The sequence below is a fragment of the Thalassobacillus devorans MSP14 genome, assembly GCF_000496835.1.
Taxonomy (GTDB): Bacteria; Bacillota; Bacilli; order Bacillales; family Halobacillaceae; genus Thalassobacillus; species Thalassobacillus devorans_B.
The window spans coordinates 658,077-671,156 of sequence record NZ_KI543236.1; the positions used below are offsets into that span (position 1 = coordinate 658,077).

The following is a 13,080-nucleotide window of genomic DNA, read 5'->3' on the forward strand; positions in this document are numbered from 1 at the left end:
CTTTCAATTAGAATGTTGCAGGGGTAGACTACATAGTAAAGAATGACGTGTCAATGAGTAGAGGTGGGAATTGCCATGGGGCATGAAAATGATTATAGGATTCATTTGCAGGAAGTGGATGTACTGCATCCCCGGATAAATCAGGGAGTCCTTTTGATGCTTGTCATCAATGGGGAGTTATCCGTAGAAACCAATAGCCGTTTTTATAAGCTGGAGGAACGAGACCTGCTGGTCATTAATCAAAATCAGCTGTATCAAATCAAAGGCAGCAGCAATAATCGGGTGCTGACGGTTACAATTACCAGTGCTTATATGAATAAGTATTATCCTGCCTATAAGGATTATCGATTTTCTTGTTATTCCAAGGAAATCGATATGGGGCGGGAGCCATTAGTGAAGACGATACGGAAGTTACTTGCAGAAATGCTGATTTCCAACTATCGGAAAAGTGACAGTTACCGTATTGAAATGCAGGCAAACTTGAGTGAAATTTTGCTGGTTTTAGCACGCAGTTTCAAGCAGAAAGCGATTCGTACAGAAGCCCATCTGTCAAATGAATCCCGTATCAATGAGATTATCCGTTTTATGGAAGAGAATTATAAACAGCCGATCACGCTTAGCGATACAGCCGACCATTTTTACCTCTCACCGGGCTATCTGTCCCGGTATTTCAAACAGAAGATGGATATCGGTTTTAACCGGTTTTTAAATGAAATTCGTCTGAATCACGCTGTTAAGGATTTACTCTACACTCCACATACCATCGAGCAAATTGCCATCGATAACGGTTTTTCCAGTGCGAAATCTTTTTCCCAGCTTTTTCAGAAAATGTATCAGCAAACCCCTAATGTCTATCGGGAAAAAAACCGGAAAGATACCGAGGATTTGATTAAAAGTTATCACCTGGAAAATGTGGGAAAGGCACCGCAATTTCAAAATATCCTGCAAAAATTGCAGCGGTTTCTTAATGAAGATGTCACCAGTTCCTTTGTCAATACAGAATGGGGAGCGGACGAGTTAACGATCGATGCTGCAAGCGATCCTCTTAATCAGGAGTTAAACTTTCCTAAACATACGCTTTCGATCGGGGAATTGAGCGAAGTACTGAGGGAGGATGTCCGTTCACAATTAGTGATGACGAAAAAGGAATTGGGATTGGATTATATTGGGGTACAGCGCCTGATCAAAGGTTCGATTATCGCCCCTGCTGTCGAAACGGATGAAGTGATTGCCACTACATCCCCGTTCTATAATGCCGATGCCGCCCTGAACTTCTTACAGAAGCATGGGTTCTCCCTGTTTATCCGGATCGAATATAAGGAAGTTACCGAGGATGAAGAAACCTACTTTAGAGCGTTACGTCAGTTTCTTAAGCATAGCCTCAACGTTTATGGGAATGCGTTTGTGTCTTCCTGGCGTTTTCTTTTTTATGAACCTTTTCACACGGCAGTCAGTTATGAGGAATTGCGAAGGGTTTATGTGAAGCTGTATCAAGCAATCAAGGAACTGGTCCCGAATACGCAGGCAGGCGTTTTTTTACCTTTCTCTTATAAAGAAGGACGGCCGCCTGAAACCCACGAAACGATGCTGGAAGAGCAGGTGCCGATCGATTTTATCGGGTATGAAAGCAATCAGAATGAGATGATTGATTTTGAACATTTTGAAGATGAGCGGTTTGCGTTATCGTCCAGCTTTATTAAAGATAAAACGAAAATGGTAAAAACGTATGTCAGGAAACATTATCAGAATATGCCGATCCATCTGATCAACTGGAATACACTGACGGGAAATACCCGTTATACCAACGGAACCTTCTTCCGTGGGGCGCTGGTATTGAAAAGCGCCATGGAAATCGCGAGCGAAGTGGAATCGATCGGCTTTTGGATCAATACCGAACAGCATGAAAAAAGGGATAAAAACAGAAGAATCAGTCTGGATGGGATGGAGCTGTTTCACTATTTCAGCGGGAAACGGCCCGTGTATTTTGCCATGCAGCTTTTGAAGCGGCTCGAAGGCCGTGTTATCTCAATCGGAAACGAATATGTAATGACCAAAACCGATGGGGGCTACCAGTTGATCCTGTTGAATTATAATACTGTAAACCCTTATTATTCTACTCAGGAATCGTTGTCGGATAAATTGAATAAAGACTTTCATGTGACAATTACTAACCTGGAACCTGGCGAATATCAGATTCGAAAGCGTGTGTTTGATAAAGACCACGGGGCCCTGTACAGCAAATGGCGCAGCCTGAACAGTAAATTCGGGATAGATGAAGAAGTCATCCGTTATATTACGGAAACGAGCCAGCCTTCTCTGGAAATATTCGATGAAGTGTTTGAAGGTGAATGGTCTTTTTATTCATTTTTATCCTTTAATGCCATTCATTTTTTCGAAATACGAAAAATCATAACATGAATAGCCTTTTATCGAAAAGATCAATGCAGGACGTGTTGGTCTTTTTTTTAATGGATCAAAAAAAGACGGTGGATTTTTTACCTATTTAATCGCCTGTTCAACAAGAAGGTAAGGAACAGGCTTGAATAAGATGAAAATGTACTTAAGGAGCGGGGCAGCGATTTCCTATAATAAAAGCATAATAAGCTTATTATTAAAATCATCGCAATTACTAATTGTGAAATGAGGGGGATCATCATGGAAGCTGCCAACTATAAAGGTACGAACAAGATGATTGCAGGTATTGTATTTGGTGTTATTACATTTTGGTTATTTGCCCAGGCGATGGTAAATATTGTTCCTGCTGTGCAAAGTGATTTGGGTGTTGAGTTAGGTGTATTGAACATTGCTATCAGTTTAACATCGTTATTTTCCGGGTTGTTTATCGTTGTCGCCGGCGGATTAGCAGACCGCGTCGGCAGAAAGAAGATTACGTATTTTGGTCTGATTTTAAGTATTCTCGGCTCATTACTGCTGGTACTTTCTCAAGGGGCTGTCTTACTGATCATCGGCCGGGTGCTGCAAGGCTTGTCTGCCGCTTGTATTATGCCGGCAACCATTGCGTTGATGAAAGCATATTTTGAAGGAGCAGAAAGACAGCGGGCACTCAGCTTCTGGTCAATCGGTTCCTGGGGCGGCTCCGGGTTGACGTCATTTGCCGGAGGAGCTATTGCTACTTATATGGGATGGAAATGGATTTTCGTTTTCTCCATTATTTTCGCTGTCCTGGCATTGTGGCTTCTAAAAGAAGTTCCGGAAAGCAAGGGGCAAACCGTTGGCAAATTTAAATTTGATTTTGGTGGATTAGGGATATTCATTGTGACAATGCTTGCCATCAATGTATTCATTACTCAAGGAGCTGCTCTTGGCTGGACAAGCTTTCCGACTATAGCTTTAGCTGTATTGGCTATCCTTGGTATCCTTGTATTTGTGAAATATGAAGCAAAGAGAAGAAATGCGTTGATTGACTTTCAGTTGTTTAAAAATAAGCCATATACAGGTGCGACGATTTCGAATTTCCTGCTTAATGCAGTAGCAGGTACATTAATTGTAGCTAATACGTACGTCCAGGTTGGGCGCGGCTTTACTGCTTTTCAATCAGGACTTCTTTCCCTGGGATACCTGGTCGCTGTCCTGTCCATGATACGAGTAGGGGAAAAATTGATGCAGAAAACAGAAGCGAAAAAACCGATGATCTGGGGCTCCTCGATCACACTGGTAGGGGTTGCTGTCATGGGGCTGACATTCCTGCCTGATTTAATCTATACAGCCGTGGTGTTCATCGGATTTATCTTATTCGGATTAGGTCTTGGCATCTATGCCACCCCTTCTACGGATACAGCGGTTTCTTCTGCGCCTGACCACAAAGTTGGGGAAGCTTCCGGTATCTATAAAATGGCGAGTTCACTTGGTAACGCGTTCGGTATTGCTATTTCTGCCACTGTATACGGTACGGTCGCTTCGATCAGTACGGTACACATCTCTGCCACTGTCGGTATCATCACCAATGTCATATTTGCTGCCGTTTCGTTATTGTCTATCGTGGTACTGGTACCTGGAGTGACTCATAAAAAAGAGGACCAATACCTGGAGCAGGCAGCAGAGCAATAAAATATACGGAACCTGGAATGAAAGGGGTCTTTCTGAATGGTCGAACAATTAATGAAAAGGTTAGAAGAACGGGAAGATGAGATGATTGCCATTCGTCGTCATTTGCATAAGAATCCTGAACTTTCGTTTCAAGAGGAAAAAACAGCAGCCTATATTGCTGACTTTTACGAGGGGAAAGGCGTTGATATCGAGACAGAAGCCGGGAATGGGCATGGCATCATTGTCACCATCAAAGGCGGGAAACCCGGCAAAGTGGTGGCCTTACGTGCAGACTTTGATGCGCTGCCGATCAACGAAGAAGCAGAGGTGCCGTTCAAGTCGAAGCATGAAGGAATCATGCATGCCTGCGGCCATGATGCCCATACGGCATATCTATTAGTGCTCGCTGATAGTCTGATCGAAATGAAAGCGCACATCCATGGCACGGTAAAAATCATTCACCAGCATGCCGAAGAAGTACCTCCAGGCGGGGCGAAAAGTATCGTGGAAGCAGGGTATCTGGATGACGTAGAAGCGGTTTTCGGTATCCATGTCCTCCCAATGGCACCTGCAGGAACGGTCGGCTACCACAGCGGTTATACGTTTAATGGCCGGGCTTACTTTAAACTCCGGATACAGGCGAGCGGCGGGCATGGATCCTCTCCGCATAAGGCGAACGATGCCATCGTTGCCGGTTCTTATTTTGTGACAGCTGCCCAGACGATTGTCAGCCGCAGAGTAGACCCGCTTCGTACCGGCGTAGTGACGATCGGATCCTTTGATGGGAAAGGGAGCTTTAATGTCATTAAGGATAGCATTGAGATTGAAGGAGATATCCGTTACTCCGATCATGAAACGAAGGATGTCATCAGTAAGGAGATACAGCGAATCGCTAAAGGAATCGAAGAAACCTTCGGGGTGACCTGTGATTTAGCGTATGAACCAGACTATCCACCGCTATACAATGATCCGGAGATGACTGCGTTTGTGGCAGATACCTTGAAAAACACGGCTGATGAGGATATTAAAGAGGTGAAGGAGTTTCCAAAGCTTTCACCTTCTGAGGATTTTGCATATTATCTGGAAAAGATTCCTGGGTCCTATTTCTTTATCGGGTGTACGCCTAAAGGGGTTAAGGAACCATATTTCAATCATCATCCGAAATTTGATATCGATGAAGATTGTCTGCTTGTCGCCGCTAAATCGGTTGGTACGGTGGTATGGGAATACTTGGATGCTTATCAGCATAAAGGGTAATACGGATTAATTTCATACCGTGAAAAATCAATTAAAAAGGAAGCGGTCGATAATAACGCCGCTTCCTTTTTAATTGTTGTAAAAGCTATTAGGCCTGTTGTGTTAATACTTTCTGTTCAACCGGTTCTCCGTTTTTTACGTAGACTCGCGGTACGCGTTTTCCAATCAGACAGGCTGTTTCATAATGGATGGTTCCCATATGATCGGCTACTTCTCCCATGGAAATAAAACCTTCCGAAGGTTCACCGAAGACAGTAACGGTATCTGTTTCTTTTACTCCAACAATTCCAGTAACATCGACCATTGTCTGGTCCATGCATATTCTTCCGACAATCGGAGCTCTTTTACCCTGAATCGTTACATCGCCTTTATTGGAAAGGGTACGGGAAAGGCCGTCAGCATATCCGATAGGAAGAGTAGCGATGGTACTAGGCTGGGTTGTTGTGAACGTGCGGCCATAGCTGATCGTGTTATTTGCTTCAAGCGTTTTTATGAGAACGGGTTTTACTTTCATACTCATTACTTGTTTCAAGGAAATGAGTGGTTTTAGATGTTCTTCCGGATACAATCCATATAGGCTGATACCCACCCGCACCATATCCAGGTGCATTTCGGGATAAGCGATTGTCGCTGCACTATTACAGCAGTGCTTGATGGGGAGAGGTATGTGATTTTCCAAAAAATCAACAAACTGGCAGAAGGCTGCAAATTGTTCTTTCGTATAGGCGGAATCCGGATTATCAGCATCCGCAAAATGAGTGAACGCCCCTTCGATGAACACATATTCGGACGTGAGGGCTTCGATTATCTCCAGGGCCTGTTCTTCTTCCATTATACCAATCCGGTTCATGCCGGTTTCTATTTTCAGGTGCACGCGTGCGGGCTTTTTCAGGAACTCTGCTGCCAGCCGTACGCTTTCTGCTGCGTCTGTTGTGAATACGGTCAGGGTGATTTCCTTGCTGATTGCTGTTGCAGCGGCATCCGGCGGGGTATAGCCAAGGACAAGGATCGGTTCATCTATCCCTGCCTCGCGAAGCAGAAGCGCTTCATCCAGAAGTGCAACAGCCAAATAATCAGCACCGGCAGCAACGGCTTCTTTTGCCATTGCTTCTGCACCGTGCCCATATCCGTCCGCTTTGACTACGGCCATCAGTTTTGTATTCGGATGGATATGGTTTTTGAATGCCAGCACATTTTCCCGAAAGGCGTCCAGGGAGACTTCTGCCCACGCCTGACGATAACTTTCATGATGCATTGGGTAAACCTCCCTTTATAGATGTGATTATGTCATTGACAGGGTAAAAAAGTATCCTGTCTGCCACTATGGCAGAAGGATACTTTTCAATTAATGAGCGAGTTCTGCTTCACGTAATGCACTTTCTGGAGAAACATATTCGTAACCAAGGTCCTGCGCCACAGCTTCATATGTTACTTTGCCATTGACGACGTTCAGACCTGCAAGGATAGCGGCATTATCCTGAACTGCCTGGTTCACACCTTTTGAAGCAATTTGCACCGCATAAGGAACAGTGACATTGGTTAGTCCCACAGTAGCAGTACGAGGCACAGCGCCTGGGATGTTCGCTACTGCATAATGAAGCACGCCGTGTTTTTCATAGATTGGCTCATCGTGGGTAGTTGGATGGTCGACTGTTTCGAAGTTTCCACCCTGGTCAATGGCAACATCAACAATTACAGAACCCGGCTTCATGGATTGGACCATTTCCTCGGATACCAATTTTGGTGCTTTTCTTCCTGGAATCAATACAGAGCCGATTACCAAATCAGATTCTTTAACCGCTTCTGCGATATTAAACGGATTGGACATGACGGTATTGATGCTTGAGCCAAAGATATCATCCAATTCACGCAGGCGTACAGGGTTCAGATCGATGATCGTTACTTCCGCTCCATATCCAAGTGCGATTTTAGCGGCATTGGTACCGACGACGCCACCCCCGATTACGGTCACTTTTCCACGTTTTACTCCCGGAATGCCGCCAAGGAGGATTCCTTTTCCACCTTTTGATTTTTCTAAATACTGCGCACCGAGCTGAGAAGCCATTCGGCCGGCAACTTCGCTCATCGGAGTCAGCAATGGCAAGGTACGATCGACCGTAATTGTTTCATAGGCGATGGCAGTGACTTCGTTTTCGATTAATGCTTCTGCTAATTCGGCTTCCGCCGCCAGATGCAGGTAAGTGAAAAGGATAAGTCCTTTACGGAAATACTGGTATTCTTCTTTAAGTGGTTCTTTTACTTTCATAATCATATCCGCTTTTGCCCACACGTCTGAAGCATGGTCGATGATTTCCGCACCAGCCTCCACGTATTCTTCATCCTTGAAGTTGCTTCCCAAACCGGCTCCTTTTTCGATATAGACGGTTTGTCCGGCATTTATCAGGTGAACGACTCCAGCTGGTGTCATGGCTACACGGTTTTCGTTATTCTTTATTTCCTTAGGTACCCCAATGATCATGATATATCTCTCCCTTTTTCTATGGTTTCTCCTGTTCATCGTAACTTGCCGTTAAAGCGGTTTCATCGGGTAAATAGCTAAATAAAAAAAGCATGCTTTGTGTATTTGCACAAAGCATGTCAATCCAGTTTATCTGTAATTAAGTCCAGAAACAGGCTCACCTTTTGATTCGGATCCTTGAGATCGATCCCACCGACTTCGCGGATTCGTTTCAGCCGGTAGTTCATCGTATTGGGATGGATATAGAGCTCTTTCGCCGCCTGGTACACGTTACTATCATGCTTTAGATACGCTTCTAACGTGTGCAGGAGAAAGGTATGGTTGGCTTCGTCGTATCGCCGGAGATTTTCGATTTGTCTATTATGATAGTGGTTCTTTTTCTGGAAATCTTTTAAGCGCTCAATAAATTGATAAACACCTAGATCTTCATACAAATATACATTCGCAAGCTCTTCCGGGAATTTGCTTTTTAACCTTAAAACTTCTGTAGCCTGATGATAGGAATGGACAATTTTTTGGGAGGAGGGATACGTCATTCCAGCTGACCCGTGAACCTCCTGTAACTGTAATTGGCTACTCATCTTCAAGATGAATTGCTGAATAAATTCTATCAATGTTTGTTTCGGAGACTGGTTCTCTTTCAGCCGCACCAGCATAATAAAATCATCATCATCGAACAGTCGTGTAATCACGGAGACTTTCACCTGTGTTTCTGATAAATAATAAGCGTGTTTCTCCATTTGTTCCGTTACTACATCGGAAAAATGGAGGACCACGATGGCTTTATTACCATCCAGGTTCATATTGTACTGCTTCGCCTTTTGGAGAATTTCATCACTATCCCAAATATCGCCTCGAAGCAGCTGCCAAAAGAAGTCTTTGTATCCTTCCTCCGATTTCCTCCGCCGCTTTCTGCGTTGGAGAAGGAATTTTTTTACATACAGCGATGCTTCCTTAAATAGTGTCATTTCTTCCTTCGTAAAGGTACTGTCCGAGACATGCGCCCATATAAATCCGAGTATTTCATTATTTTTTCGAATCGAAATCGCAACCCGATTGCCTAGGCCGGTTTCTTTCATTTCGGGAATGACGACAGGCTCATCACTGTCAAGGAGCCTTGGCATAATCCCATTTTTCCATAATCCATTAATTACCTTATCGGGAACTTTGCGGTTAATAATGGTAGCAACACGTACTTCATCGATATTGCTGCTATGTCGGCTATAGGAGATAAGGCTGTGATTGGAATCTTCTATTGTAATAGGGCAATTGAAAATATCAGCAATACGATCGGCGAGTTCCTCGATGGATACATGGCTTTCGTTTAATTGGTCTTTCAGGATGTCTGGATGTAGAGTCATTTGCCCGCTCCTTTATATTCGTTTGAGTAAATACACAAATCGTTGCTTTTTTATTTTAGTATATTTACAATTAAAATTCATCTCCAGGATGATATAGTGTTACCCAAGACTGAACAGGAGGACATCATATGAAGCATGCACTAATGATTGGAAGCGCTTTTATAGGAGTAATTGTCGGGGCTGGTTTTGCCTCTGGACAAGAGGTACTTCAGTATTTCACCAGCTTTGGCATCTTGGGAATCATCGGGGCGGTTCTTGCAACTGCGTTATTCGCTTATGCGGGGATGGCGCTTGTATGGATCGGAAGCCGGATGAAAACCACTTCCCATAAGGAAGTCATTTACCAAATAAGCGGTAAAGTATTAGGAACCATTATTGACTATGTCCTTATTTTCACCTTGTTCGGTGTGGGAGTAGTCATGATTGCGGGAGCAGGGTCCAATCTTAATCAACAGTTTGGACTACCGGTTGTGGCAGGAACCATCCTCATGACCGTGCTAGTTTTGTTGGCAGGAATGTTGAAGGTCGACCGTGTTGTCAATATCATTGGTGGGATCACGCCTTTCCTCATCTTGTTTGTTCTGATTATATCCGTTTTCAGCTTTTTGACGGCAGACGGAACATTTGCTGAATTGGACAGTACAGCGAACGAGATATCGACAACGCTGCCGAACTGGTTTATCTCTGCTATCAACTATGTGTCGTTTAACATTGCCGTAGGAGCTTCCATGGCGCTGGTCATGGGTGGAGCTGAAACTAACCGGAAAACAGCGGCGCTCGGTGGATTAATGGGCGGTCTTGGTATTGGCCTCCTCATCATATTAAGTAACCTGGCTATTTTTTCAAAAGTGGAACACGTCGGCCAGGCAGATATGCCAATGCTTGCCATTGTGAATGCCGTATCACCGGTGTTAGGTGTTATCATGTCGATCGTCATATTCGCCATGATATTCAATACAGCACTCAGCATGTTCTATTCGTTCACTGCCAGATTTTCTACAGTGGAAACCAAACAGTTTAAGGTGTTTTTCACCGGCACGATGGTGGTTGGTTTTATTGTCAGTTTCTTCGGGTTTACCAAACTGGTTGCCTATTTCTACCCGCTGATCGGCTATCTTGGATTGACATTGATTGCCGTGTTAATCATTACACCGTTTAGGATGAAGAAGGCATTCAAGCAAGAAAAAGAAACTCAGCCGGTAGAAGCTAAACAAGCAATGAATTAATCAGGCATATTTTCATTAGATCGGTATACACCCCCGTTAGGGGAGTAATTCGTAAAGCAATTCAAAAATCCCTAAGAGCAAAGGTTGGATCAACCGGCTCTTAGGGATTTTTTTGTTCATTCTTGTACTTTAAGAAAGTTTAACTTTGTTAAAGGATTAAAGTTTAAGAAAAACTTAGCTTTCGCCATAAGGACTTGGCAACAAGCCAGGTTTTTCTAAGAAGAAGCTTCTTTAGTCAGGGCTAAAAAGAACGTCATGACAATGATGCAGGCAGTTCCTGCCCACTGGAACATACCGAATGGTTCTTTCAGCCAAACGACCGTTGTCAGGACAGCTGACAGAGGTTCGAGGCTGCCAAGCAGGCTCGTTTCCTGTGGGGAAAGGGATTGCAGGCTCTCGATATAGAACCAGAATGCGATCATCGTACCCAAAATGATAACAAACACCAGATAAGCGTATACTTCCGCTGAAAATTCAGATACGTCCACTTCCCACGGGGCATGGATAAAGCTTAAAGCGAAACCGCCGATCGCCATCGCCCAGCCGACCACGACGAGGGAGTCGTATTGTCTGAGAAGCGGTACGGCGTATAAGGTATAAAAAGCGAGCGCAACTCCGGAAAGAACTCCCCATACAATTGCCGGACCTGGAACGGACAGCTGTGCGATCGACCCGTTTGTAAGTAGGAAAAAGCACCCGATCAAAGCGAGCGAGACGGTAATCATATCCCTTACGTTCAAAACGGTTTGCCTGCGCAGCAGCAGGTAGATAATAATCATAGCCGGTGCTAAATATTGCAGCAGTGTCGCGACTGCGGCGTTCCCGTGATGGATGGAAGCCATATAGGTGTACTGGACACCAAGCATTCCGAGCAGACCGAAAATGATCAGTTGAATGGCGGTCGTTTTCTTTTTCCAGATACGGAAAATCTGATTGCGGTCTTTTTTGAAATACTGCACAAGCAAGAGCAGCACGCCGGCAATCAGCAGCCGGATAGTCACCAGCCAATTGACATCGATCTGATAATCCTGAAATAACTTTTGGGAGACGGTACCTCCGACACCCCAAAAAGTAGCTCCGGAAATCACCAGCAATAAGCCGGCCGACTTCGCAGGTAACTTCCTCATTTTGTAACCCCCCGTTTTCTTGCGATACTGTTATGATAAAGGGAAAGGAAGCATTTGGGTAGGGCTTATAAGAAACAAAGAGCATCTGATCAGCCCAGTGCCGGCTGCTCCTTTGGTGTATTCCTGAATTTTACGGGAATACACTATTACTCTCGCTGGTGCTCACGAATAATATCTTTGGGGGATCAATACGGAATACCTAATGATGGAGGGGAAAGTATGGACAACCGCAGTCGATTAATTTTTTACGGAGCGATTAGTGTTGATGGTTTTCTGGCCCGGGAAAACCACGCGTTGGACTGGCTGATTGGGACAGAAGGAGAGCATGACACCGGGTACGAGGAATTTTATGATTCAATTGATACCATTTTAATGGGAAGGAAAACATACGATCAACTTCAGGTTCTGATGGATGAATTTCCATACCAGGATAAAAAATGTTATGTGTTTTCCCGTGCGACTTTTGGATCCACAGAACATGTAGAGTTTATTGATGAAGATATTGCGGCGTTTACGAAGGCCTTGAAAAAGGAAGCGGGCAGGCGGATCTGGATTGTCGGCGGAGGCGAGGTGCTTTATCCGCTGTTACAGGAGCGGATGGTGGATGAGTTTATCATCCAGGTTGCCCCGACAATCATTGGCCGGGGGATACCACTATTCATCCCAGGGGAAACGGAAAATCAACTGAAGCTGCTTGATGTCAAACAGTATAAGCAGTTTGCTGAAATGCACTATGAATTGGCGTGAGATTTTTCTGTGTTATGAAGGCCACCGTACCCGATTAGGGTGCGGTTTTTTTAAAAAGGAGGTTCGGTTTGTGAATTTTCTGATTATGTTATGATTGTTTTAGTACATTTCGGAAGGTGTGATGTCTGATGGCTTATAAACAAAACAATTCTAACTACGCAGCTTGTATCTTGAAAAACTTATTCATGCAGAGGAGATGTCACATTGAAAACACATGAACGAATGCTTCAATCTGAAACAGAGCGGCTGATATTACGACCGCTGCAGAATGAAGATTATGAACAATGGCTGGAGGGATTTCGCAATAGACTCCCTTCCCAGTATAAATATGACGGGGACGGTATTGATGTGGACGCCTGGACACAACAAAAGTTCAATGATGTAGTTGCCAGATATAAACGGTTAGCTGAACGGGATGAGCTATATGTGTTCGGGGTTTTTCGAAAATCAGATCAGAAACATATCGGCAGTGTTGAGTTTTCAACAATTATGAGAGATGAATTTCAGTGGGGAATGCTGGGTTACAGGATTCATAATCAATTCTGGAAACAAGGGTACGGGAGAGAGGCGGTAAAGGAAGGGCTGTCTATCGCCTTCCGTGATTTAAATTTTCATCGGATGGAGGCTCATATTAATGTAGATAACAGCCCCTCGATCCGGTTAGCAGAGAGTGCAGGAATGGATTATGAATGTACAAGAAAGCGGTTTATTTATGAAGAAAATGACTGGACCGATAACCTCATATATTACATGAATACAAAATGAAGCCCATCAGTTTAAGGCCAATGTAGTACGATTGCATGCGCATCTTTTTGTTGCTACATATCAATGAAAAA

General features: G+C 44.1%; 10 protein-coding genes. 6 read left to right on the forward strand and 4 right to left on the reverse strand.

Annotated features, from left to right (window positions below; all coding sequences use genetic code 11):
- Positions 1-75: 75 nt before the first annotated feature.
- From P855_RS0104150 to P855_RS0104160, 3 genes are all read left to right on the forward strand, one after another.
- A complete protein-coding gene (locus tag P855_RS0104150; protein ID WP_028782396.1) occupies positions 76-2,418 on the forward strand; it encodes a helix-turn-helix domain-containing protein in 2,343 nt (780 codons plus the stop codon).
- A gap of 237 nt (positions 2,419-2,655) precedes the next feature.
- Positions 2,656-4,068: an MFS transporter gene (locus tag P855_RS20440; protein ID WP_037985616.1), complete on the forward strand. Its 1,413-nt coding sequence runs from the start codon at positions 2,656-2,658 to the stop codon at positions 4,066-4,068.
- A gap of 36 nt (positions 4,069-4,104) precedes the next feature.
- Positions 4,105-5,304: an amidohydrolase gene (locus P855_RS0104160; RefSeq protein ID WP_028782397.1), complete on the forward strand. Its 1,200-nt coding sequence runs from the start codon at positions 4,105-4,107 to the stop codon at positions 5,302-5,304.
- 88 nt (positions 5,305-5,392) lie between these two features.
- On the opposite strand, the gene alr is transcribed toward P855_RS0104160, so the two are convergent.
- The 3 genes from alr to P855_RS0104175 form a co-directional block, all read right to left on the reverse strand.
- Positions 5,393-6,559 carry an alanine racemase gene (alr, locus tag P855_RS0104165; RefSeq protein WP_028782398.1) on the reverse strand — a complete coding sequence of 389 codons (1,167 nt, stop codon included), beginning with the start codon at positions 6,557-6,559 and terminating at the stop codon, positions 5,393-5,395.
- Between the two features lie 90 nt (positions 6,560-6,649).
- Positions 6,650-7,783, reverse strand: a complete 1,134-nt coding sequence (gene ald, locus P855_RS0104170; protein WP_028782399.1) for an alanine dehydrogenase — start codon at positions 7,781-7,783, stop codon at positions 6,650-6,652.
- 119 nt (positions 7,784-7,902) lie between these two features.
- Positions 7,903-9,144 (reverse strand): PucR family transcriptional regulator, encoded by a 1,242-nt coding sequence (locus P855_RS0104175; RefSeq protein WP_051353075.1) that lies wholly within the window; start codon positions 9,142-9,144, stop codon positions 7,903-7,905.
- Positions 9,145-9,272: 128 nt separating this feature from the next.
- Here P855_RS0104175 and P855_RS0104180 point away from each other — a divergent pair, with 128 nt between their 5' ends.
- The gene (locus tag P855_RS0104180; RefSeq protein ID WP_028782401.1) at positions 9,273-10,370 is read left to right on the forward strand and encodes a membrane protein; all 1,098 of its coding nucleotides are present in this window, start codon (positions 9,273-9,275) and stop codon (positions 10,368-10,370) included.
- Positions 10,371-10,585: 215 nt separating this feature from the next.
- Here P855_RS0104180 and P855_RS0104185 read toward each other — a convergent pair whose 3' ends face one another.
- A complete protein-coding gene (locus P855_RS0104185) occupies positions 10,586-11,497 on the reverse strand; it encodes an EamA family transporter (protein WP_028782402.1) in 912 nt (303 codons plus the stop codon).
- A 219-nt stretch (positions 11,498-11,716) separates the two neighbouring features.
- On the opposite strand from P855_RS0104185, the gene P855_RS0104190 reads away from it, so the two are divergent.
- Both P855_RS0104190 and P855_RS0104195 read left to right on the forward strand, forming a co-directional pair.
- Positions 11,717-12,244: a dihydrofolate reductase family protein gene (locus tag P855_RS0104190; RefSeq protein ID WP_028782403.1), complete on the forward strand. Its 528-nt coding sequence runs from the start codon at positions 11,717-11,719 to the stop codon at positions 12,242-12,244.
- A gap of 222 nt (positions 12,245-12,466) precedes the next feature.
- On the forward strand, positions 12,467-13,009 hold the full coding sequence (locus tag P855_RS0104195; RefSeq protein ID WP_037985859.1) for a GNAT family N-acetyltransferase: 543 nt from the start codon (positions 12,467-12,469) through the stop codon (positions 13,007-13,009).
- Positions 13,010-13,080: the final 71 nt, after the last annotated feature.

Coding starts and splice junctions, on each gene's coding strand:
- P855_RS0104195 (WP_037985859.1), top strand. CDS start 12,467: ATGCTTCAATCTGAAACAGAGCGGCTGATATTACGACCGCTGCAGAAT.
- P855_RS0104185 (WP_028782402.1), bottom strand. CDS start 11,497: ATGAGGAAGTTACCTGCGAAGTCGGCCGGCTTATTGCTGGTGATTTCC.
- alr (WP_028782398.1), bottom strand. CDS start 6,559: ATGCATCATGAAAGTTATCGTCAGGCGTGGGCAGAAGTCTCCCTGGAC.
- P855_RS0104190 (WP_028782403.1), top strand. CDS start 11,717: ATGGACAACCGCAGTCGATTAATTTTTTACGGAGCGATTAGTGTTGAT.
- P855_RS0104160 (WP_028782397.1), top strand. CDS start 4,105: ATGGTCGAACAATTAATGAAAAGGTTAGAAGAACGGGAAGATGAGATG.
- P855_RS0104175 (WP_051353075.1), bottom strand. CDS start 9,144: ATGACTCTACATCCAGACATCCTGAAAGACCAATTAAACGAAAGCCAT.
- P855_RS20440 (WP_037985616.1), top strand. CDS start 2,656: ATGGAAGCTGCCAACTATAAAGGTACGAACAAGATGATTGCAGGTATT.
- P855_RS0104180 (WP_028782401.1), top strand. CDS start 9,273: ATGAAGCATGCACTAATGATTGGAAGCGCTTTTATAGGAGTAATTGTC.
- P855_RS0104150 (WP_028782396.1), top strand. CDS start 76: ATGGGGCATGAAAATGATTATAGGATTCATTTGCAGGAAGTGGATGTA.
- ald (WP_028782399.1), bottom strand. CDS start 7,783: ATGATCATTGGGGTACCTAAGGAAATAAAGAATAACGAAAACCGTGTA.